At 40.8% G+C, this 20961-nt stretch carries 22 protein-coding genes; 3 read left to right on the top strand and 19 right to left on the bottom strand.

The window, feature by feature from the left end; all coding sequences use genetic code 11:
* Positions 1-12: 12 nt before the first annotated feature.
* Both BDD43_RS07765 and BDD43_RS07760 read right to left on the bottom strand, forming a co-directional pair.
* Complete coding sequence (locus tag BDD43_RS07765) at positions 13-1656, bottom strand: sensor histidine kinase (protein ID WP_121197144.1); 1644 nt, start codon at positions 1654-1656, stop codon at positions 13-15.
* A gap of 14 nt (positions 1657-1670) precedes the next feature.
* Complete coding sequence (locus BDD43_RS07760) at positions 1671-3566, bottom strand: S9 family peptidase (RefSeq protein WP_121197143.1); 1896 nt, start codon at positions 3564-3566, stop codon at positions 1671-1673.
* A 196-nt stretch (positions 3567-3762) separates the two neighbouring features.
* Here BDD43_RS07760 and BDD43_RS07755 point away from each other — a divergent pair, with 196 nt between their 5' ends.
* From BDD43_RS07755 to rfbC, 3 genes are read left to right on the top strand one after another with little or no spacing between them, the layout of a single operon-like run.
* Positions 3763-5622: a tetratricopeptide repeat protein gene (locus tag BDD43_RS07755; RefSeq protein WP_121197142.1), complete on the top strand. Its 1860-nt coding sequence runs from the start codon at positions 3763-3765 to the stop codon at positions 5620-5622.
* A gap of 18 nt (positions 5623-5640) precedes the next feature.
* Positions 5641-5943, top strand: a complete 303-nt coding sequence (locus BDD43_RS07750; protein WP_121197141.1) for a DUF4286 family protein — start codon at positions 5641-5643, stop codon at positions 5941-5943.
* A 1-nt stretch (position 5944) separates the two neighbouring features.
* The gene (rfbC, locus tag BDD43_RS07745) at positions 5945-6493 is read left to right on the top strand and encodes a dTDP-4-dehydrorhamnose 3,5-epimerase (protein ID WP_121197140.1); all 549 of its coding nucleotides are present in this window, start codon (positions 5945-5947) and stop codon (positions 6491-6493) included.
* Positions 6494-6574: 81 nt separating this feature from the next.
* Here the strand turns inward: rfbC and BDD43_RS07740 are convergent, their stop codons facing one another.
* The 17 genes from BDD43_RS07740 to nrfD all read right to left on the bottom strand — a co-directional run bounded on the left by BDD43_RS07740 (position 6575) and on the right by nrfD (position 20942).
* A complete protein-coding gene (locus tag BDD43_RS07740) occupies positions 6575-7444 on the bottom strand; it encodes an OmpA family protein (RefSeq protein WP_121197139.1) in 870 nt (289 codons plus the stop codon).
* A gap of 31 nt (positions 7445-7475) precedes the next feature.
* On the bottom strand, positions 7476-8138 hold the full coding sequence (locus BDD43_RS07735; protein WP_121197138.1) for a DUF2461 domain-containing protein: 663 nt from the start codon (positions 8136-8138) through the stop codon (positions 7476-7478).
* Positions 8116-8391 carry a hypothetical protein gene (locus tag BDD43_RS07730; protein WP_246001492.1) on the bottom strand — a complete coding sequence of 92 codons (276 nt, stop codon included), beginning with the start codon at positions 8389-8391 and terminating at the stop codon, positions 8116-8118. The genes BDD43_RS07735 and BDD43_RS07730 overlap by 23 nt, the downstream gene beginning before the upstream one ends.
* Before the next feature lie 177 nt (positions 8392-8568).
* Positions 8569-8844 (bottom strand): hypothetical protein, encoded by a 276-nt coding sequence (locus BDD43_RS07725; RefSeq protein ID WP_121197136.1) that lies wholly within the window; start codon positions 8842-8844, stop codon positions 8569-8571.
* A gap of 25 nt (positions 8845-8869) precedes the next feature.
* Complete coding sequence (locus tag BDD43_RS07720) at positions 8870-9442, bottom strand: DUF420 domain-containing protein (protein WP_121197135.1); 573 nt, start codon at positions 9440-9442, stop codon at positions 8870-8872.
* 18 nt (positions 9443-9460) lie between these two features.
* Positions 9461-10159, bottom strand: a complete 699-nt coding sequence (locus BDD43_RS07715) for an SCO family protein (protein ID WP_246001491.1) — start codon at positions 10157-10159, stop codon at positions 9461-9463.
* On the bottom strand, positions 10159-10500 hold the full coding sequence (locus BDD43_RS07710; protein WP_121197134.1) for a cytochrome C oxidase subunit IV family protein: 342 nt from the start codon (positions 10498-10500) through the stop codon (positions 10159-10161). The genes BDD43_RS07715 and BDD43_RS07710 overlap by 1 nt, the downstream gene beginning before the upstream one ends.
* 20 nt (positions 10501-10520) lie before the next feature.
* Positions 10521-11234, bottom strand: a complete 714-nt coding sequence (locus BDD43_RS07705) for a cytochrome c oxidase subunit 3 (protein WP_121197133.1) — start codon at positions 11232-11234, stop codon at positions 10521-10523.
* A gap of 18 nt (positions 11235-11252) precedes the next feature.
* A complete protein-coding gene (locus tag BDD43_RS07700; RefSeq protein WP_246001490.1) occupies positions 11253-11843 on the bottom strand; it encodes a cytochrome c oxidase subunit 3 in 591 nt (196 codons plus the stop codon).
* 3 nt (positions 11844-11846) lie between these two features.
* Complete coding sequence (gene cyoE / locus BDD43_RS07695; protein WP_121197132.1) at positions 11847-12707, bottom strand: heme o synthase; 861 nt, start codon at positions 12705-12707, stop codon at positions 11847-11849.
* Positions 12707-13768 (bottom strand): COX15/CtaA family protein, encoded by a 1062-nt coding sequence (locus BDD43_RS07690; RefSeq protein WP_121197131.1) that lies wholly within the window; start codon positions 13766-13768, stop codon positions 12707-12709. Before BDD43_RS07690 ends, cyoE begins: the two co-directional genes overlap by 1 nt.
* A 167-nt stretch (positions 13769-13935) precedes the next feature.
* Positions 13936-15819, bottom strand: coding sequence for a cytochrome c oxidase subunit I (locus BDD43_RS07685; protein WP_211339663.1), 1884 nt, complete (start codon positions 15817-15819; stop codon positions 13936-13938).
* A 19-nt stretch (positions 15820-15838) separates the two neighbouring features.
* Complete coding sequence (locus tag BDD43_RS07680; protein WP_121197130.1) at positions 15839-17029, bottom strand: cytochrome c oxidase subunit II; 1191 nt, start codon at positions 17027-17029, stop codon at positions 15839-15841.
* A gap of 55 nt (positions 17030-17084) precedes the next feature.
* Positions 17085-18353: a quinol:cytochrome C oxidoreductase gene (locus tag BDD43_RS07675; protein WP_121197129.1), complete on the bottom strand. Its 1269-nt coding sequence runs from the start codon at positions 18351-18353 to the stop codon at positions 17085-17087.
* A gap of 15 nt (positions 18354-18368) precedes the next feature.
* The gene (locus BDD43_RS07670; RefSeq protein ID WP_121197128.1) at positions 18369-18950 is read right to left on the bottom strand and encodes a c-type cytochrome; all 582 of its coding nucleotides are present in this window, start codon (positions 18948-18950) and stop codon (positions 18369-18371) included.
* Positions 18934-19470 (bottom strand): DUF3341 domain-containing protein, encoded by a 537-nt coding sequence (locus tag BDD43_RS07665; RefSeq protein ID WP_121197127.1) that lies wholly within the window; start codon positions 19468-19470, stop codon positions 18934-18936. The genes BDD43_RS07670 and BDD43_RS07665 overlap by 17 nt, the downstream gene beginning before the upstream one ends.
* 2 nt (positions 19471-19472) lie before the next feature.
* Positions 19473-20942 (bottom strand): NrfD/PsrC family molybdoenzyme membrane anchor subunit, encoded by a 1470-nt coding sequence (gene nrfD / locus BDD43_RS07660; protein ID WP_121197126.1) that lies wholly within the window; start codon positions 20940-20942, stop codon positions 19473-19475.
* Positions 20943-20961: the final 19 nt, after the last annotated feature.

Here is a 20961-nt window from a genome sequence, read left to right as displayed (position 1 = left end):
ATATCGGTTTATTTAATATGGTAGTATAACGGTAAATTCCGAGCCTTCGTTAACCTTACTGGTAACGGTTATTTCGCCGTTCATAAAATTAACAAGTTCCTTACAAAAAGCCAAACCAAGGCCAACGCTTCCGTTTTGGTTATAAAGGCTTTCTATACGGTAAAACTTTTTAAATATATTTTTCATTTCGTTTTTAGGGATACCTATACCTTTATCCTTAAAACGTAAAATAAGCTCTTTTCGGTATCGCTCAACAACAATATGCATTTCTTTACGCTCGGGCGGCGAATACTTATAGGCATTATCTATCATGTTTTGAAAAATACTGCCCAGCAATACCGGGTCGCTCTCAAAACGCTTAACGTTTATCACCTCATAAGTCAATTTAAAAAGCGGATATTTTATTTTAAAAGTATCAATATACTTTTGTACAAACTCTTCAAGCTCAATAGTTTCTTTCTTTAAATGTATCGATTTATTTTCCAACTGCGTAAACGATAGTAATTTGTTCATCAGGTCGTTAAGCTTATCGGCTTCTTCATCCAAAATTTTACCATAGTGCATGCGTTGCCTGTCGGTAAGTTGGTTATCGCTGCGCAAATTTGAGCCTGCAATTTTTATTACGCTCACGGGCGTTTTAAACTCGTGGGTAAAGTTGTTAATAAAATCGTACTGTAGCTTAAACATTTTGTGGTTAACGTTAAGGTTACGGTAAATAAGCCAGCCAATAACCACAATAAATAAATATACGGCCAGCACCAGGCCGGTTACGGGCAAAAACCTGCGCACGGTTTCTTTAACAATAAAGGTTTTGTTTGATTGAAAAACCAATTTATAGTCGGAAAACGCTCCCGGCAATGCAATCTCGGTGAATGCCTCGGTATCGCCATTATCAAGCGGATCGTAAACAACAGGCCGTATACTAATGTGTTCATACAACTCCGGGTGCGTGTTTTTGATGGCCATGCTAAAGGGGCTAAGGTAAAAGGTCATCATATCCTGCTGATATACCGATGATGGGCTTATGCTGGTTAGCAAGTCTTTATACCGCTTAATCTCTTCGCGCCGCGGGTTGTTGATGTAGCTTATTTTGTTGGGCTTTATATCATAAAAAAACTTAAAAAGTTCGTCGGCGGTAGGTGCCCGTGTTGTATCAGCAATTTCAATAAAGCCGCTTAATTTAAGGGCCATCGCCTTAAAATCTTCCACATTTTTATCACGACTTACCTTAACGTTTTTTACATTAAAGCTATTAACAGGTACAAAATTATAAACATTGTGCACCGTTATACTTAGGTTTCCCCTGTTTAATGTTGCGTTTTTACTGCGGTTGCTGATATTGAAATGGTAAAAATCAATACTTTTAACAAAGGGGTAATTGTTAAAAACCGAATCGGCGTATTTTGACGCCGAAGTTTCGTTTAAAAAACCCTGGTAAGCCGTTATTTCGGGTATCTTGTTCTGAAAAAAATCGTAGTAAGGTGATGTGGTTTTTTCCAGCACGTCAATCTTATCCGACGAAAATTCGTTCTCTACATACTTGCGGGTAAGCCCATAGGCAATTAACAGCGCCGCCACCAAAATAGCCGATATAAGCACTACAAATGCAATTATCAGCGAAAAGTTTTTACGGTATATGTTTTCCTTTATCGTCATTTTGGCCGGCCGGCTTATTTTTTTCCCAGCAGGTTAATATCTAAAAACTTTTCAAGTTCGGTATACATTTGTAGCCGGCCCCGTTCGCGCTGACTTCGGTCACCGCCTTTGGTTTTATTAATCAATTTGTAATCTACGCTAACCTTTCTCTTTTTTAACTCCCTAACAAACTGGTTAAGTTCGCTAACGTTGGCGCGCGGGTCGTTTGCGTTTTGGTAAATCAACATCGGCACCTTAATTTTATCGGTATTAAATACCGGCGAAATGGCCCTAAACATATCGGCATCTGTTTCGGGGTTACCTACCTTTTCGTATATCATACTAAGGTAAGGTTTAAAAAAAGGCGGCACATCCTTCACAAAGGCAAAAAAGCTAATGAGTGCGCTTTGCACGGCCACGCAGTTATACAAACCCGGATGAAACGAAACGCCATATAAAGCCGAAAACCCGCCAAAACCCGAACCGTATATAGCTATTTGTTTGGGGTTGGCTATCTTTTGCGCTATAAGCCATTTTACGCCATCGGTAATATCGTCTTGCATTTTGCCGCCTACCTGTTTAAAACCGGCGCTGTAAAACGCCTTACCGTAACCGGTTGAGCCGCGATAGTTAACCTGGAAAACCCCATAGCCACGATTAGCCAAAAACTGTACTTCGGCACTATAGCCCCAGCTATTGCGCCGCCATGGGTCGCTGTGCGGTATTACCACTATAGGTAAATTAGTACCCGCTTTATTTGCAGGCAGCGTTAAATAGCCGTTTATTAAAGTTCCATCGCTTGCATTAAACGAAATGGGTTTCATTTCGCACAAATCAGCCGGGTTTATTTTTGTGTTTTGATCGGATATTTTATCCAGCTTTTTATCAACCGTTGAGTAAAGGTAATACGAACCCGGGTTACGATCGCTGGAAGCACTAATCAATAAACGGGTTTCGGAGCTATCCTTATCAACAACATTAATCTCGTTATCGGGCAATTGCTTTAGCAGGTTGTTGTAAATAATTTCGGCATCCTTATCTAAATAATGCCTTTGGGGTTTTGCATCCTGCCACCAAACCATATCCAGCCGGTGCTTTGTTTTAGAGTAAACCACGTCTTCAATATCGGCATTAGCGTTGCTGTACACAACGTTTTCTTCCTTGCCGTTTTCGGCGTTTATTTCAACAAGCGCAGTTTTGTCTCTATTTACGTTTGACAGGGCATAAAACCAATCCTTTTTTCCCGAAAAGGCGATGGGCCTTACCTGGTTTTTAAAATTATTTACAATAATGGGCTTAAATTTCGATTCATCGTTTTGCCTAAAAAGCACGGTTTCGTTTACCCCGTCGGATGCTTTTGCCAATCTTATCTTTCCGTCGGCATCGGTAAACCACTCCGTAATGTTGCCGGGGTTTTTAATGTACATGGTTAATTCACCGGTTTTGGTGTTCATGCGGTAAACGTCAATAGCCGCCGAATCCCTTTTGTTCATGCTAAAGGTTATCATATCCGGGTTATTGCGGTTACGGTTTAGCAGCCTGAAGTTTACTTTTGGCGCATCAAGTAAAACGCGCGTCTGCATGGTTGCTGCATCAATACCAATCATTTGAAACTTGTTTTGCTCAAACATGTTTTTGGTAAGGATGATTTGGTTGTTAAACGTCCAAAAATAATCGCGAACGGGATAATCTACAAACGACGTCGTCATTCGTTCTTTGCCATCGGCCAGCGTTTGCACATAGATATTCTGTTTGCCGTTAACGCGTTTGAGGTATGAGATGTACTTACCATCGGGCGAAATATGGAAATTGCCCTTATCCGGCAGATTAAAAAAATCGCCTATCGGAATTTGCTTCGCCGATTTATTATTGCACGAGCATACGCCAATTATTAATGCAATTAAAAAAAGATGTTTAAAGCTGTTTAACATTTAGATATACAATCGCCCCCGTTTACGTAGAATATGTTAAATTATAAAATGTAATTTGATTAACACTAAATGTCACTACAATTTTACTGGGTTACATTTTTTATAATGGGTTAAATATAAGCTTATCGCAAAAAATCGCTTTAATATTTTATTTTTGATTTGATATGGAGTATTCACCTGTTTTAATGCCATTGATATGCTAATTACATGGTTACATACCCTGTTACGCAACAACAAACAAAAAGTTTGGCTTAAACAGCTATGCGTTATCACTGTTTTATTATTGGCCGGCCTTACCGCGCACGCGCAGATGGAAGATTTAGAACTTGCCATGCAGTACAGCCGCAATGGCGAGCCGCAAAAAGCTGCCGATATTTACCAAAAGCTGTATAAACTTAGTAACGAAAGCTATTTCCAATTTTATTTTAAAAGCCTGATAGGCATTAAAAAGTTTGACGAGGCCGAAAGCATCACCAAAAAAATGATGCGTAAGCACCCGCAAGATTATCAATACAATATTGCCCTGGGTAACCTGTACCGCGAAAAAGGATTGCAAGATAAGGCCGATGCTGTTTTTAACGATATTATTAAAAACATGCCTGCCGAGCAAAGTACCGTGAGCGAAATTGCGATGCAATTTTACCAGGCCGAAAATGCTGACCTTGCTATTAAAACGTTTGTGCAAGGCCGTAAAATATTGCACAATAACGACCTGTATAGCAACGAACTGAGCAGCCTTTATCGCTACAAACACGATAAACCAAATATGGTTAACGAGTTTATTAGCTTGTTGCTGCGCCACCCAGAATTTGTGGGGCAGATGAAAAACACCTTATTAAACCAGTTTGACGGAAACGACGATTATAATATGCTTAAAGCGGCCCTGCTAAAAGCCATACAGGCAAACCCGCAACAGCTTGTTTTGGCCGATATGCTTACCTGGCAATACCTGCAACAAAAACAGTTTGACCAGGCACTTTTACAGGCACTTGCCCTAAGCCGCAGGCAAAAAGACGACGGCAGCAGTATATTTGACCTTTGCCAAACGCTGGTATCAAACGCGGCGTATGATGAGGCCATACGCGGTTACGAATACATTATTAGTAAAGGCAAAGACAACGAATTTTATGTATCGGCAAAAATTGAATTGCTTACAGCCAAAAACTTAAAAATAACAAGCGGCAAGTATGAACAAGCAGATTTACTTGGCCTGGAAAAAGATTACCAGAACCTGTTAAGCGAGTTTGGCCGCAACAGCAGCACTGCCTTCGCCATGCAAAAACTTGCCCAGTTACAAGCTTTTAAACTGCACAAACTTAACGATGCACAAAAGCTTTTAGAAGATGCTATTACCATACCCAATATACGCCCAAACACTTTAGCCAATTGCAAGCTTGACTTAGGCGATGTTTATTTGCTTAACAATAAGCCATGGGATGCCACTTTAATGTATAGCCAGATAGAAAAAAGCTTCCCGGCAACGGCAATAGCGCAAGAGGCGCAATATCGTAATGCAAAGCTGGCTTACTACACCGGCGATTTTACCTGGGCCAAGGGCCAGTTGGATGTTTTAAAGGCCGCTACATCGCAATTAATTGCTAACGATGCGTTAAACCTATCGCTCATGATAAGCGACCATACCGCTTTTGACAGTACCGGCAATGCCTTAAAAATGTATGCCCGCGCCGATTTGCTGATATTTAAACAAGAGCCCGATAAAGCCCTTATTACGCTGGATAGTATTGATAAAGCGTACCCCGGTAATAACCTTATTAACGATATTTTAATGGCCAAAGCGCGCATTCATATCCAAAAAAAGGAATACGAACTGGCCGCAAACAACTTAAAGATTATTGCCGACGACAATAAGTTTGACCTTTGGGCCGATGATGCCGTGTACATGCTTGGCGACATTTACGAAAACCAATTAAATGATAAAGCAAAAGCGCAGGCCTATTACCAACGAATTATTACCGATTATCCCGGCAGCTCGTGGCTTAACGATGCACGTAAAAGGTTTAGAACATTGAGGGGCGATTTACCTGCGGGCTCCTAAAAATTCATACTTTTGGTTATGATAATTTTAAATGAAACCATAATTATTGATCCGGAGATACATACCGACTGGCTGGCCTGGGTAAAGGCCGAGCATATACCTGCTGTAATGGCAACAGGGCATTTTAACTCGTTCCGTATTTTAAATGTTTTAAGTTCGCCAAACGAGGGCTTTACTTATTGCATACAATACGATGCCGATAACCTTGAAAGCTACGAAGCCTACGAACAAACCGCAGCTTCGGCATTAAAGCATATCCACATTAAACAATTTGAAAACAAGCTGGTGGTTTTTGAAAGCATTATGCAAGTAGTAAACTAATATGAAAGTAACCACAACCCCTATTGAAGGCCTGCTAATTATTGAACCCCAAATATTCCCGGATGACAGGGGATACTTTTACGAGAGTTATAACCAGCAAAAATACATTGCGGCAGGCATAGATGTAAACTTTGTGCAGGACAACCAGTCGAGTTCGTCAAAAGGAACTTTGCGTGGCTTACACGCACAGGCGCCGCCTTTTGGGCAAGGCAAGTTGGTGAGGGTAACACAAGGCAGCGTAATTGATGTAGCTATTGATGTGCGCAAGGGTTCACCTACTTATGGCCAGCATTTTAAAATTGAACTGAGTGCCAAAAACAACCTGCAATTTTGGATACCCGAAGGCTTTTTACATGGCTTTTACACTTTAGAAGACGATTCGGTTTTTGCTTATAAGATCACTAATTTTTACGACAAGGCATCCGAAATAGGTGTCAAAATAGCCGACCCGGCCTTAAATATCGATTGGGGTTTCCCTACAGATAACGTTATCCTTTCGGCAAAAGACGAATTGCTTCCCGATTTTAAAGATTTTATAAGCCCGTATTAATTGGCGGCTTTAAAATAACACGCTCAATAATGGCATTAATTAAAAGAGAGCGGCTCACCATAATAGCGAGCCGCTCTCTTTTTATTTTGTTATGAGGTTGTACAGTTCATCCAGTTTTGGCGAGAGTACAATTTCAATTCTCCGGTTTTTTGCCCGCGCTTCGGTGGTTGGCGCAGTATCAATCGGTTGAAACTGGCCCTTGCCTGTAGCAGTTAAGCGTACCGGGTCAATCTTCTCGGTTTCGGTTAAGTAACGGGTAACCGATGTTGCGCGCATTACGCTCAAATCCCAGTTATCTTTTATCTGGCCAAGGTTAATTATCTTTTTATCGTCGGTATGCCCTTCAACGGCGATGTTAATATCGGGTTCTTTGTTTAGTACTACAGCCAATTGTTTTAAAGCAACTTTTCCTTTTTGGTCGATAGTTATACTTCCCGATGGGAAAAGCAATTTATCGGCTAACGAAACATATACTTTACCATTACGGATGTCAACCGTTAAGCCGCTTTCCTGGAAACCTAAAAGTGCTTTCTGTAGTTTTTCTTTCAGGGCATTGGTTGCCTCGTCGCGCTTGCGTAAAATATCCTCAACCTCCTTTAAACGAGCTTCCCGCTTTTGCAGATCAGTAGAAAGCTGACTAACCTTTGAGGTAGTTGCCGAATAATTGCTATTTAACGAAGTGTACTTTTCGTTTAGCGCACTATATCGGTCGTTTAAGCCATTATACCGGTCGTTAAGGCCCCCCAGGTTAGATTGCAGTTCGGCTATCTGCCGATGCAAACGCGCTGTATCGCCTTTTAAACTGGCCACAATACCCTCCAGGGTAACGGTACGGTTTGTAAGCGAATCTTGCGTTGCCAATAGAGCCTTATATTTTTTGTTCGACATTACCTGGCACGAATGCAGAGCTACGCATATTGCCAACAGCAAGAGTAAATATTTTATTTTCATATCTTAACGATAAGGGTATTTGTGTACTAATTTAAGCAATTGCATTATTTAAAAAAACTGTAAGCGGATAAATACTGCCCAATACCCCGGCAACAAGTTTTGGCGAGTTTGGCTTCATTATCTCTTCGTCGGTAAACTGGTGTATGGCCGCAAAGCTTTTCAGCTTAAGTAAGTCAATATTTTCACCGTTGGCATCGTAACCCCGGGGAATGCTTTTTAATTGTTCCTGGCTACGGAAATCGCCAAACAGCTTTACAAAATGAGGCTCATCAATAATCTCTCGCAGGCCGCTGGCATTGTAGTCAATCTCTTGCCTTATGGCCTTCAAATGCTCGGCCTGGGGCATCCAATAGCCGCCACCTGCAAACGAATTGCCGGGCTGTATTTGCACATAATACCCAATTTCATCGGTTTTTGTTCCCGATAAAAGTTTACTGATGCCAAAGTTATTTTTGTATGGTGTTTTATTGAGGCTAAAGCGAATATCCCGGTAAATGCGCATGATGCACTTTTTTGGCTCAATATCGGCATTAAAGGAGGGGTCGGCCTTTTTGAGTTCCTTGAGTAACTCGCCTGTAAAAGCAATTACATTTTCTTTTGCCTCCTCATAGCGGGGTTTATTATCCTGAAACCATTCGCGATTGTTATTTTTGGCGAGGTCTTTCAGAAAATCAAGGGTGGCTGATTTTATCATCTGTATCTAAATGTGGCTGGTAATGTACCTTTGGCGACAACCAATATAACAAAAACACACGCGAGTACCTAAAGTTTACAGGCGAGAGCAAAAAACAACCGCCCAATATAACACTTATATATAGCCAGGGCGATGTTGTATTATGGGTTAACATGTAAGTTGTAAGCCAAAAAAACCCGGCCTGCATTACATTGAGGGTATAGCTTACATACATGGCGGCGTAAAAATAACCGGGCTCTATTTCAAAAAGCATATTGCAATGCGGGCAATGCTCGTTTATACGGTTTGAGCTAAAACTGTATAAAGCACCATTAAACATATTACCACGCCGGCAACGCGGACACTTGCAATGCAACATAGCCCACAATTTTGGAGTTTCGGCCATAGTAAAGTTTAGTAATTTATCCTGTTGCCAGGAGGGTGTGTTTAATTAATTGAGGTTTAGCTTTTCGCTACCCATATTGATGTTTACATCTTTACGGCGGTATTTTTTATACCAAATAAAGCCAAGCACAGCAACCGCCAAATATGGGGCAGCAAGTAAATACATAACACCTTTATTTAGCCCATTACCTTGTATGCCGCCGTTTTTTGCATTAGTTTCTACATTGGTTGAGCAAACAGCGCATTGAGCCTTAACAGCCTCAACACTGCACACCGCTGTGGCTATTACTAACAAAATAACTAAAATCCTTAAGTATTTCATAAACACAAAATTATAAAAATTAAACTCAAAAGTGGTAGTATGGCGATATCAATAAATAAACAATTACACCGGTTACGGTAACGTAAAGCCAAATTGGGTAAGTCCAATGTACCAATTTACGGTGTTTTTCTACCTGCATTTGCAGGCCGTAATAAAAGCTCAACAATACTAACGGCAAAACAACCGCAGCCAGTATGATATGTGTTATTAAAATAAAAAAGTACACGTACCTTAAACTCCCGGCAGCCGCAGCTTCGGCAGGTGATATGATGCCATTGCCATCCAAATCTCCATACCTGGTTTCGGGCGCAAGCCAGTGGAAACCAACGTAAGATAATAGAAAAACTGCCGACAGTACAAATGTTAAAATATTGATGCGCTTATGTATGGCTACGTTGCCATTCATAATAAAATACAGAGAAGCCAGCAACAGCACACTACATGTACCGTTTAAAATAGCGTTAAGTTTAGGCAAAAAATATAAAACAGATGGTATAACCTCTGGCTTAGGCAATATCTTCATGCTCAATATTACAACCAGCACAAAAACTAATATGGATATAGCGGCCACAAAACGAAAAATGAACTTATCTTTCATGCTCTTTTAAATATTAACTTACTCCACACCTTTTATTTTACGGAGTTCCTCGGCTATTTGAACTTTAATCTCGTCGTTAAGTTTGGTTACATCTTTGCTGTCGGTACCTTCATAGTAGCCGCGTATCCGGCCAACGGGGTCTATCAATATCAGTTTATCACTGTATATAAAATCGTCTGCACCAAGCTTTAGCGCATTTACTAAAAAACCCTTCCGAGCAAGGTTATACACCGTAGCTGTATCTCCGGTAACAAAACTCCATTTTGATGCACTAACGTTAAACTGCGAAGCGTATTTTTTTAAGGCTGCCGCCGAATCCCTATCCGGGTCAACGGTGATGGATACAAACCTCAGCATTTTGTTTTTGATGTAACTATGTGCCAGCAAATCCATGTTGCTGTTCATTTGGGCGCAAACGGTAGGGCAATGCGTGTAAAAAAAATTGACCACCAAAATTTTACCGCCAAATGTTTGCAACGATACTGGCTTACCATCCTGATCGGTAAGCTTAAAATTGCTCACCTGGTGAAAAATGGTATCGGCTATAGCCTTGCCGTGGTACTTATGGAAAGTTTTAGCTACAACCCGTGGCCCATAAATAGGCAGGGGTTTGTACCTGTTTTTACCTTTCGCGGTAAGCAAATAATATAAAAATCCTGGTACTGCTAAAATGAGCACCAGGATCACAATTTTTTTTTTACCCTGCAGGGCCGTCATTACCTTAAACTTAACCAGTGGTGGCTCTCGTTAGTTAAAACCAGTATTAAACCGATAATAAACAAGGTTGGTACCGCAACGGCCAAAATCAAACCTTTTTTCTCAAACTTAAGGTGCATAAAAAATGCAACAATGTAAAAAGCCTTTAACAACGTTAAAACAATATAGATTGGATTAGCGGAGTGATATGATAGTATTTGGTGAGGAACCAAGTACAATGCGATAAAGAACTCTACACATGTAATAGCCGATAGGATAAGAGCAACTTTTCCAATACGGCCTTTGCTCATTGTATCTTCGTGTTCGCCTTCGGCGTGAATATGTGGTGTTTCTGATGACATGATTAAATCAGATTAAATAATTAAACTAAATAGAAGAATGTAAATACAAATACCCAAACCAAGTCTACAAAGTGCCAGTATAAACCAACCTTTTCAACCATTAAATAGCTCCCGCGCTTTTCGTAAGTACCTACCAAAACGTTAATAGTTATAATGACATTGATGATAACACCTGTAAATACGTGGAAACCGTGGAAACCAGTAATGGTAAAAAACAAGTTAGCAAATTGATGTGCAGTGACTGTAGATACCGGGTCGGTAAAAAACTCACCAAGTTTCTCGGCATCCGGAATACTTCCCCACCAAAAACCTTCGCTATGTAAGTGGTTCCACTCTAACGCCTGGCAACCTAAAAACATAAAACCGCCAATTACAGTAGCAACCATCCACCAGGCAACTTCCTTTTTGGCATTACGGTGGCCGGCTTCAACAGCCATTACCATCGTTACCGAACTTAATATCAAAATAAAGGTCATGATACCTACAAACACCAGCGGTGCGCCGTGTTCAATTGATGTACCGGGTACCGATTGAAATACCTTATCTGCTGCGGGCCATGTTTTAGCGCTGAAACGTAATGCACCATAAGCCATCAATAACGACGAAAAGGTGAACGCATCTGATAACAGGAAAAACCACATCATCAGTTTTCCGTACTCTACCTTGAACGGTGAATGTCCACCAGCCCAGGGGGTAGTTTTAACTTCGTCAATTTGTGAAACTGCTGTACTCATTGCAATTAATTGTAATTTTTAGTATTGGTTCAAAAGTAAAAAAACATATAGATAAATCCATATAATATCGACAAAATGCCAAAAAATAGAAGCGAATTCCATCCTGAACAAATTCATCGGCTGCCCTATGGTTTTAAAGTTGCGTGTTAGGGTATAAAGCAGCAATGCTAGGCCTGCTACAATGTGTAAGAGGTGCATACCAACAAATACGTAAATAAATGATTGTGATGCATTGGGGTTTGTAAATGGCACCGCCATATCCACCAGCATAATTTTCATGCCGTAAAATTGTAACACCAAAAAAGCAGTTGCCAATGCGGTTGTAATCCATAAAAATAGCCGCTGCTTTTCAAATTGCGATTGTTTTGCCGATCTTCCTGCTAAAAACATAGTAGCACTGCTAATAACAATCACTATAGTACTGTATAAAAACGCCTGGGGCAAAATTATTTTAGTACCATGTACCTTGTTACCGCCGCTGTAAACAATAAAAGCACTTGTTAGGGCTGCAAACATCATAAAAGATGTAAAAATGAACAACCACATGTTGAACTTTTTTGGTGCCAGATCAAGTTTTCCGTTATCTTGTTGTAATTGAGCCATCATCATCCCTTATTTCTTTCCTATAAAATCAAACAATAAAATTAACTGCACCAACGGCAAATAAAAAAACGAGCCATACATCAATTGCTTTGCCGATTTTATTTCGAGGGTTTTAACCAAATTAAACGCCTGGTATATGAACACCAAACTCAATATTAACGAAACCCCACCAATAACATAACCGCCAAAGCCCATATATGTTGGCAATAAACTTACAGGCAACAAAATTAAGGTAAATATTAATGCTATTATAGCACTCCATTTATCCCTTTTGCCTGTTGCCAGCAGCCTAAAACCTGCCAATTTGTAATCGTCATCTAACACCCAGGCAATTGCCCAAAAATGCGGAAACTGCCATATAAACTGTATTCCAAACAACACCAGGGCAATTTTATCTATCTGCGGGTGTGCGGCAACATAGCCAATTAACGGTGGCAACGCGCCGGGTATTGCCCCAACAAAAACCGCTATTGGCGATACCCGTTTTAGCGGAGTATATACAAAAGCATATAATGCGATAGAAAACACCGATAAATAACCTGCGGTAAAGTTAAGCTTAAATAAAAGTGAAGTACCAAATATGGCCATAAACAGGCCTATTACCAATGCCTGCCCGGTTGTCATCTTTCCCGATGGGATTGGCCTATCCATTGTGCGCTTCATTAACTTATCCAGATCCTTCTCTATGATCTCGTTAAAAATATTGGCAGCACCAGTAACCAAAAAACCACCTGCTATTAACATTCCCCAGCTTCGCCACTCAATAAGCCCGTTTACCTTGCTCCCTATTAAAAACGAAATAGAGGCCGAAAACACAACTAAAAAGGTTAGCCTAAACTTTATCAGTTTCGAAAAATCGCTCCACTTCATCAGTTACTTCCCCACACTTTAGCACCCCTGTACAAATTAAGCATCAGGTAAAATTGTGCGCCAAAAACCAAACTTGCCAAAACTATATGTATAGCCTGCGCTGCGGGTGGCAAACCCTGGTATGATAAAATTATACCTGTTACTATTTGCAGCATAATCATTAAAAAACTAAAACTCATTACCTGTTGCTGCACCGAGTGCCTGCTAAAACCACGGCGTATAAGCGCATACAACATCACGTTTGCAACTAACACCAATAACGCCAAATCGCGATGGTTGGTAAATATACTACCGGCATCGGCTATCCAACTTTCTCTGGATTGGCCTTGTAACCTGCCAGATATGGCATCTATACGCTCCCTTACCTCGGTGCCATAAGTAATTTGCACAATACTCAAAAGCAGCGCCGCAAAAGCCAAAAACCGCACTATTGGCTTTGCCGATATTTTATCGCTATAATTATTTAACCGTGCTGCATGGTAGGTGTAAATACAAACCGCCAGTATGGCCAGGGCCAATAACATATGCACGGTAACTATCCAGGCAACAAGGTTTGTTGAAACCACTATGCCCCCTAACCATCCCTGGAAACCTACTAATATCAAGTTAAAAATACTGGCTACTACTATCCGCTTTTTATCCTTTAAATAAGCAAACGAATAAACTACAGTTAACAAAAGCAAGAAGCCCGATACTACGCCAATTAAACGGTTAATATACTCCGTCCATGTTTTTGCAGCGTTAAAATCTTCGGGCAGTAATATCGATTTATCGTTGCGGATGCGGACGGCCAGATCACTAAAGCCAAAAATGTCAAGCGTATGCGCAAATCGTTGGTTTTTTGCAAGCCGTTTCGCAACATACTTGTCTTTATAATCTTTCGGTATTTCGGTAACGCTTGTTGGCGGAATATATTGATCGAAGCATTTTGGCCAATCGGGGCAACCCATTCCCGACCCAGTGCTTCGCACCACACCACCCGCTAATATCAAAATAAAGAGCGCTATTATAGTAGCCTTATTTATAATTTGAAATCGTTTTTTTTCGGGAGAAACCTTCATTGTCAGAACCTAGATGTAAGAATCAAGATACCTTTATGACACGCAAACCATTTGAAAGATCTTCCATCTTGATTCTTGCATCTTGATTCTATTTAAACAATTGGGGTATCTGTTTTAGGAAAATTCCTGCTACAGATACCCCAAAAAATCAAAACGGGTACTATATATTAATTTTCTTCCTTTGGCTTATTTTCTTTTAGCCATTTTGCATAAGCTTCAAGGCCAGCCTCGTTGTCTTCAAAATCATGAGGTAAATTAGAACTCATGGTTTGCGAAAAAGGCACAGTTTGAGGGATAAAATCTTCCTCGGCGCCTGGTTTGCTATAATCATACGGCCAACGGTAAACTGTTGGAATTTCGCCAGGCCAGTTGCCGTGTATACGCTCTACCGGTGTAGTCCACTCTAATGTGTTTGACTGCCAAGGGTTTTGAGTTGCTTTCTTACCAAAGAAAATAGAATAGAAGAAGTTGAACAAAAACGCTAACTGCGCAATTGCCGACATGATAGCTGCCCAGGTAATAAACGTATTTACCGACAACCATTGCTTCATCGATTCAAACTCGGTAAAAGCATAATAACGACGCGGAACGCCATCAAGACCCATAAAGTGCATCGGGAAAAACACAAGGTATGCACCAATAAATGTTAACCAAAAGTGCAGATAACCTAACTTTTCGTCCATTAAACGGCCAAACATTTTAGGAAACCAATGATAAACACCGGCCAACATACCAAATATTGCTGCCGAACCCATTACAAGGTGGAAGTGAGCTACTACAAAGTAAGTATCGTGCAGGTTAATATCTAAAGCTGCATTACCCAAAAATATACCGGTTAAACCACCAGAAATAAAGAATGATACTAAACCAATTGCAAACAACATAGCCGGTGTAAAACGCAGATTACCGCGCCACAGCGTAGCTAAATAGTTAAACGTTTTTACAGCCGAAGGCACAGCGATAATAAGCGTGGTTATCATAAACACACCTCCCAAAAACGGATTCATCCCGGTTACAAACATGTGGTGACCCCAAACGATAAACGACAATACGGTGATACCGATAAGAGAGTAAACCATTGCATGGTAACCAAATATTGGCTTCCTTGAGTTGGTAGCGATAACTTCGGACGAGATACCTAAAGCAGGCATAATTACGATGTACACTTCGGGGTGACCCAGGAACCAGAATAAATGTTGGAACAGGATTGGGCTACCACCTTCGTAAGGCATAACTTTTCCTTGCACAATAATATCCGACAGGTAAAAGCTTGTTCCAAAACTACGGTCAAATATCAACAATACCACACCCGCAACCAATACAGGGAAAGCCAAAACACCTAAAATAGCCGTTAAAAAGAAAGCCCAAATGGTTAATGGCATTTTCCAAAGGTCCATACCCTTGGTACGCATGTTCAACACTGTACTTACATAGTTGATACCACCCATTAGCGATGACGCAACAAACATAACCATACTGATGAGCCAAAGCGTCATACCCTCGCCCGAACCAGGCATTGCTTTTGGCAAGGCAGATAGTGGCGGGTAAATAGTCCAGCCACCGCTGGCAGGGCCCTTTTGTACAAAAAACGAACTTAGCATTACCGTACAGGCTAAAAAGAAAAACCAGTACGAAAGCATATTGAGAAATGGCGAAGCCATATCGCGGGCTCCTATTTGCAACGGTATCAATAAGTTACTAAATGTACCGCTCAAACCTGCCGTTAACACAAAGAATACCATGATGGTACCATGTATGGTTACGAGTGACAAATAAAAGTCGGGACTGATTTTACCTTCGGGAGCAAAACGGCCCAATAGCGTTTCTAATAATGGGAACGATTTTTCGGGGTAAGCCAATTGAATACGAAACATGATCGATAGCAACATCGCTATAACGGCCATCGTAATCCCTGTGATAAGGAATTGCTTGGCAATCATTTTGTGATCCTGACTGAAGATATATTTTGTTATGAACGTATCGTGGTGATGATGTTCGTGATCGTGATCTTGCTGACCAACCTCATGACCGTGAACTGCTAATGTTGACATATTCGCTAATCTTAATATATTAATTATTTAATGCTAATCTGTTTTGAGCCGCTTCTTTTGTTTGGCCGTTATCCGCCAATTTCAATTCCTTCTTCAATGCATCACTTAGATAAGGCTTTTGTTTTGACAGCCAATCATTATACTCTGCATCGGTAACAATACGTACCACTTTTTGCATGTTATAGTGACTGCCACCGCATATTTTATTACAGTATAGCAGATATTCAAATTTAGGGTTATCAACCTTGCTACGCATTTCGCTGGTAGTAATAGTTGGTGTAAATTTAAAGTAAGTAGGTAAACCCGGCACAGCGTTCAACTGTACACGGAAATGAGGCATATAAACCGAGTGTATAACATCCTGGGCCGAGATATTTATCCTCACCGCTCTGTTAACAGGCAAAACCAGCGTATCGGCGTGAAGGTCGTCAAAGCTGTTTTTATCTTTAAAATCAACACCAAGTATGTTGCTGGCACTGTATAAGGTGTATTTTTTTGAACCCAACTTACCATCTTTACCAGGGTAACGTATTTCCCATGCAAACTGGTGGCCGGTAACATCAACATTAATGTCACCCTTCTCTTCGGTTGTATTGGTAATTTCTTTCCAGGTAAAAAAGCCGGTAATTACCAGTATAGTTAATACAATAGCAGGTATTACAGTCCAAATTTTCTCAATGGTATTGTTATGCGGGTAAAAGTAAGCCTTGCGTTTGCCTGTATTACGGTATTTAAACGAGAAGGTAAACAGTAAAATTTGTGTAATTACAAATACAATAACTGTTATACCAAAGGTAACCATAAACATATTGTCGGTTTTTACGCCGTGTATTGAAGCGGCCTCGGGTAACAGCATACTGCCTTGTACCGTAAACGACCAAAATGCACCGTATAAACCAACCGCCAGAAACAGTACGAATAACGCACCCATAACATTGTTCCAGTTTACCGCTTTTTTGCCTTGTATTTGCAGGGTTAAATCGTAAACGCGCAATATTTTACCAATAATACCAACAATGATGCATACCAGCACAAGCAATAAGGAATAATAGCCAACGCTTGTCCACATCGCGCTCTTTGCAGCATCGTCCGCAACCGCTGAATTGGTTGCTGTGGTATCCTGCGCCATTACTGTACTTGTTGCCAAAAGCAACATTCCAGCAAACGCCGATGATAGAGTTTTAAGATTAAATATTTTTTTGAATGCCATTATATATTCTTTTTTGGTATTCTGAAATCAGTTGAATACAAAAGTAAACTATTTATTAAATGTGATGATGTAAGCTTTCCTGTAAAAACGGGTGGTTTTTAGGTGCCAGTGATTTAAAGCTGCTTAACGCTGTTAATGAGCTAAAAACAAATAAACCAACAAAACCAATAGCAATACCAGGCTCAATCCATCCTATCTCGGTAAACCAGTTAGACTGCGGACCAACTGTACCTGGCATAATCATCATAAAATAATCAAGCCAATGGCCCACAAGTAAAATGATACAAACGTATTTTAAACGTGATGTTAAGCGTTTAGCATCTCGCGACATTAACAACAATACCGGCGATGCAAAATTAATAATAATGTTTAACCAAAACCAGGGTTTAAACTCAGGCTCCCACCTTCTGTAAAAATAAACAGCTTCTTCGGGTAAGTTGGCGTAGTATATTAAAAGGAACTGTGCAAACCAAACGTATGTCCAGAAGATAGAGAAACCAAATATTAACTGGCCCAAGCTATGTAGGTGGTTTTCGGTTATCCAGCTAAAGTATCCGTTTTGGCGTAACAAAATTAGTGTTAATGTAATTAGCGCCAAACCGCTAACCCACATAGCAGCAAAATTATACCAACCAAACATGGTAGAAAACCAATGTGCTTCTAACGACATGATGGTATCAAAAGCAAATATGGGGCTGGTAAAACCAAGGATAACCAAAAATATACAAGCCATTTTAAAGCTTTTTGCATAATTGCTCATGCCGCCTAATTCGTCTTCGGTAGTAGAATATTTAACCAACAAATAGCCAAATATGCTGTAAACACCTAAAAACACAACCAAACGACCTAAAAAGAAAGGTATGTTTAAAAAAGAATGTTTACCTGCCAATATAACATCATAGTTAGGGTTACCCTTAACAGCAACCCCTGCAGTTGCCCACAGTTTATATAAATATGGAGCAACGTGTGTACCCGTACCTTCTTCGTTTGGCACAGTGTGGGTAAACACTAAACCGCAACCAATTATCAGTATTAAAAGTGCTGCAGCGTATGGCAATACTTTGGCAAAAGCCTGCGGTACGCGTATTAAAGATGCCGACCAGCCCGCCTGCGCCACATATTGTACAGCACAGAAAAATAAACCGGCTAAACAAACGCAGGTAAAGTAGTAACCCATTAGCAACAGGTTATCAAAGGTACGTTCTGTTTGAGTTAACAATCCGCCTATTACGCAAACTACGCCAATAACAATAGCAATAATGCTGTAGGTTTTGGCTTTGCCCGTAAACTCGAACCTTGCGTCAAAATTATTATGAGTTTCCATCAATCTAAATAATTCTTATAAAGTTTGTAAATGGTGAATATACATTACTACTTTCCAGCGCTCCTGGGGGTTTAGCTGCGAAGCGTATGAACCCATGGCGTTTAAACCGTAAGTAATGGTATGGTATATTTTACCGTCTGTTAAATCTTTCATGGCACCACCACGAGAAGATTGTCCTTTTGAATACGAAGGTGGCGCAGGGTAACCATGTTGAACCACTAAACCATCACCTTGCCCTTTAGTGCCGTGGCACGGCGAGCAATAATGCACAAATAACACCTGAGCACCAGCCGTATCGGCCGCTGTTAAAGGGCTTTTAACTTCAAGGCTTGCAGCCTCGTATCCAACCTTGGTGTTCGGGTAGTCAAAGCGTACAAAGCCAACCGGGGTAGTACCCGCCGGTGGCAATTGAGCTGTTTTACCATCCTTAAAATTCGGATTTTTTTGATCCGGATCGTATGCAATATGTTCGTACATATTAGGGGCATACTCCCAGCCAGTGCTCCGCTTGTCGTGACCACATGAAGTGATAACTACAGAGGCAGCAATAGTAATTACTGTTGCACCTAATATTTTAAATTTATTCATAGCTAACATATTTTCTGTCGTTATGCTTAACTTCTACAGCACCAGCTTCTTTTAATATATTCGTAATATCTGCGTGAGGTATATTGCCTCTGGCATCAATGGCAATAACAAACCTGTCGTCGGTTGCTCTTAAATCCATCACCCTTGGCGCGCGGCCCGGAAAAAGGTGCGTGGCGTAAAAAAACGTTAACACCATACCAAAGGCGGTAAACAACACAGTCCACTCAAACGTAATAGGCACAAAATCGGGTATAGCAAAGTTTGGCTTACCCCCAATGTTATGCGGCCAATCTAAAACCAGCATATAATAAAGCATGCTGAATGCTACCGTACCACCGGTACAACCGAATATAAATGCGGCGTAACCTAAACGCGAATCCTTTATGCCTAATTTGGCTTCAATACCATGGATCGGCATTGGGCTATATACATCATAAATAGGAATGCTATTTTGTTGCAACTTATGGATTCCGTCCAGCATTTCATCCGGATCCTCAAATAAGCCTAATATAAATTTTGTACTACTCATGTTTATGCTTTGTAATCTGCCAGTTCAACACTATCAAATTTCTCTAATGACTCTTTGTAGAATGCCGCTTGTTCGGCGTCAACATGTCCGTGTTCTAACACTTTCTTCTTAGCCTGCTCGCTAGATCCCTTCAGCAACAGCTTAACTTCGCCCATAGCAACCGACGGTAACACGCGGATAAACAACAGGAACAAGGTAAAGAATAAACCGATAGAACCGATGAAGATACTTACCTCAACCCAGGTTGGATAAAACATGGCCCAGCTTGATGGAATATAATCGCGGTGAAGAGAGGTTACAATAATTACGAAACGCTCAAACCACATACCGATATTTACCACTATTGACAGGAACCAAGAGAAAGGTATGCTTAAGCGAAGCTTGCGGAACCAGAATAATTGCGGCGATATTACGTTGCAACTCATCATGCTCCAGTATGCCCACCAGTATGGCCCGGTTGCGCGGTTAATAAACGCGTATTGTTCGTACTCAACGCCAGAGTACCATGCAATAAAGAACTCGGTGATGTAAGCCACACCCACTATAGAACCTGTTAAGATGATGATCTTATTCATCGATTCGATGTGGAACATGGTGATGTAATTTTCAAGCCCCAATACTTTACGCGCAACTAATAATAAGGTTTGCACCATGGCAAAACCCGAGAAGATAGCTCCGGCAACGAAGTATGGAGGGAAGATGGTAGTGTGCCATCCGGGCTCAAGCGATGTTGCAAAGTCCATTGATACAATGGTGTGTACCGAAAGTACCAGCGGTGTTGAGATACCGGCCAAAATTAACGACACGGTTTCAAAACGTTGCCAGGTTTTTACCGAACCTGTCCACCCGAATGAGAATATCGAATAGATGCGGCGGCGTAAACCTGTTGCCCTATCGCGGATAGTAGCAATATCTGGCAATAAACCGGTGTACCAAAACACTAACGATACCGAAAAGTATGTTGAGATGGCAAAAACGTCCCATATTAATGGTGAGTTAAAGTTAACCCATAACGATCCGTATTGATTTGGTAACGGTAACGAGTAAACTGCCATCCATGGGCGGCCCATGTGAGCCACAATATAGGTGGCGGCGCAAATTACCGCAAAAATTGTCATCGCTTCGGCAGAACGGTTGATGGAATTACGCCAGTTTTGGCGGAACAGTAACAATACCGCAGATATTAAAGTACCGGCGTGACCAATACCTACCCACCATACAAAACCTGTAATATCCCAGGCCCAACCTACTGTTTTATTTAAACCCCAAGCCCCAATACCAAACCAAAAAGTATAACTAACTGCAACCAGCCAAAGTAAAGCTCCTAACGAAGCCACGGTGAAACCTATCCACCATGCTTTAGTTGGTAAATTTTCAACAGGGCGCAACACGTCATTAGTAATCTGGGCATAGGTTATATCCTTGCCCGTAATTAACGGTTCCCTTATTATCGATTCGCCATGAGATGCCATATTCTAATCTCTATATATA

Origin of the sequence: Mucilaginibacter gracilis (assembly GCF_003633615.1) — a bacterium.
Lineage (GTDB): Bacteria > Bacteroidota > Bacteroidia > Sphingobacteriales > Sphingobacteriaceae > Mucilaginibacter > Mucilaginibacter gracilis.
Note: the sequence above shows the minus strand (reverse complement) of the source record. Positions and strands in the feature narration are given on the sequence as shown.

Excerpts from the sequence above, each read along its gene's own strand:
- BDD43_RS07765 (WP_121197144.1), bottom strand. The coding sequence starts at position 1,656 with ATGACGATAAAGGAAAACATATACCGTAAAAACTTTTCGCTGATAATT.
- BDD43_RS07760 (WP_121197143.1), bottom strand. The coding sequence starts at position 3,566 with ATGTTAAACAGCTTTAAACATCTTTTTTTAATTGCATTAATAATTGGC.
- BDD43_RS07755 (WP_121197142.1), top strand. The coding sequence starts at position 3,763 with ATGCTAATTACATGGTTACATACCCTGTTACGCAACAACAAACAAAAA.
- BDD43_RS07750 (WP_121197141.1), top strand. The coding sequence starts at position 5,641 with ATGATAATTTTAAATGAAACCATAATTATTGATCCGGAGATACATACC.
- rfbC (WP_121197140.1), top strand. The coding sequence starts at position 5,945 with ATGAAAGTAACCACAACCCCTATTGAAGGCCTGCTAATTATTGAACCC.
- BDD43_RS07740 (WP_121197139.1), bottom strand. The coding sequence starts at position 7,444 with ATGAAAATAAAATATTTACTCTTGCTGTTGGCAATATGCGTAGCTCTG.
- BDD43_RS07735 (WP_121197138.1), bottom strand. The coding sequence starts at position 8,138 with ATGATAAAATCAGCCACCCTTGATTTTCTGAAAGACCTCGCCAAAAAT.
- BDD43_RS07730 (WP_246001492.1), bottom strand. The coding sequence starts at position 8,391 with ATGCTTTTTGAAATAGAGCCCGGTTATTTTTACGCCGCCATGTATGTA.
- BDD43_RS07725 (WP_121197136.1), bottom strand. The coding sequence starts at position 8,844 with ATGAAATACTTAAGGATTTTAGTTATTTTGTTAGTAATAGCCACAGCG.
- BDD43_RS07720 (WP_121197135.1), bottom strand. The coding sequence starts at position 9,442 with ATGAAAGATAAGTTCATTTTTCGTTTTGTGGCCGCTATATCCATATTA.
- BDD43_RS07715 (WP_246001491.1), bottom strand. The coding sequence starts at position 10,159 with ATGACGGCCCTGCAGGGTAAAAAAAAAATTGTGATCCTGGTGCTCATT.
- BDD43_RS07710 (WP_121197134.1), bottom strand. The coding sequence starts at position 10,500 with ATGTCATCAGAAACACCACATATTCACGCCGAAGGCGAACACGAAGAT.
- BDD43_RS07705 (WP_121197133.1), bottom strand. The coding sequence starts at position 11,234 with ATGAGTACAGCAGTTTCACAAATTGACGAAGTTAAAACTACCCCCTGG.
- BDD43_RS07700 (WP_246001490.1), bottom strand. The coding sequence starts at position 11,843 with ATGATGATGGCTCAATTACAACAAGATAACGGAAAACTTGATCTGGCA.
- cyoE (WP_121197132.1), bottom strand. The coding sequence starts at position 12,707 with ATGAAGTGGAGCGATTTTTCGAAACTGATAAAGTTTAGGCTAACCTTT.
- BDD43_RS07690 (WP_121197131.1), bottom strand. The coding sequence starts at position 13,768 with ATGAAGGTTTCTCCCGAAAAAAAACGATTTCAAATTATAAATAAGGCT.
- BDD43_RS07685 (WP_211339663.1), bottom strand. The coding sequence starts at position 15,819 with ATGTCAACATTAGCAGTTCACGGTCATGAGGTTGGTCAGCAAGATCAC.
- BDD43_RS07680 (WP_121197130.1), bottom strand. The coding sequence starts at position 17,029 with ATGGCATTCAAAAAAATATTTAATCTTAAAACTCTATCATCGGCGTTT.
- BDD43_RS07675 (WP_121197129.1), bottom strand. The coding sequence starts at position 18,353 with ATGGAAACTCATAATAATTTTGACGCAAGGTTCGAGTTTACGGGCAAA.
- BDD43_RS07670 (WP_121197128.1), bottom strand. The coding sequence starts at position 18,950 with ATGTTAGCTATGAATAAATTTAAAATATTAGGTGCAACAGTAATTACT.
- BDD43_RS07665 (WP_121197127.1), bottom strand. The coding sequence starts at position 19,470 with ATGAGTAGTACAAAATTTATATTAGGCTTATTTGAGGATCCGGATGAA.
- nrfD (WP_121197126.1), bottom strand. The coding sequence starts at position 20,942 with ATGGCATCTCATGGCGAATCGATAATAAGGGAACCGTTAATTACGGGC.